1 rRNA gene is annotated in these 575 nt (G+C 55.8%); it reads right to left on the bottom strand.

What is annotated here, in order from left to right:
- Positions 1 to 575 (bottom strand): 23S ribosomal RNA (locus IEX81_RS16490); the annotation flags it as partial.

Here is a 575-nt window from a genome sequence, read left to right as displayed (position 1 = left end):
TGAACGCGGTAATCCTGTGGGGACCCCTTATTCAATCAGTGCTCTACCTCCAGGTCTCACTCGTCCGAGGCTAGCCCTAAAGCTATTTCGGGGAGAACCAGCTATCTCCGTGTTCGATTGGCATTTCACCCCTACCCACACCTCATCCCCGCATTTTTCAACATGCGTGGGTTCGGGCCTCCATTCAGTGTTACCTGAACTTCACCCTGGACATGGGTAGATCACACGGTTTCGGGTCGGCAACCCTAAACTCATTCGCCCTCTTCAGACTCGCTTTCGCTGCGGCTCCGCCTCTTCAGCTTAACCTTGCTTAGAATCGCCACTCGCCGGTCCATTCTACAAAAGGTACGCTGTCACCCCCCGAAGGGGGCTCCAACTACTTGTAAGCACACGGTTTCAGGATCTCTTTCACTCCCCTCCCGGGGTGCTTTTCACCTTTCCCTCACGGTACTGGTTCACTATCGGTCACTGGGCCGTATTTAGCCTTGGGAGACGGTCCTCCCGGATTCCGACGGGGTTTCTCGTGTCCCGCCGTACTCAGGATCCACTCCGGAGAGCATGACGCTTCGGCTACA

It is taken from the genome of Sporolactobacillus putidus, from assembly GCF_014647035.1.
Classification (GTDB): domain Bacteria; phylum Bacillota; class Bacilli; order Bacillales; family Sporolactobacillaceae; genus Sporolactobacillus; species Sporolactobacillus putidus.
This window is presented reverse-complemented; position numbering and strand designations above follow the sequence as displayed.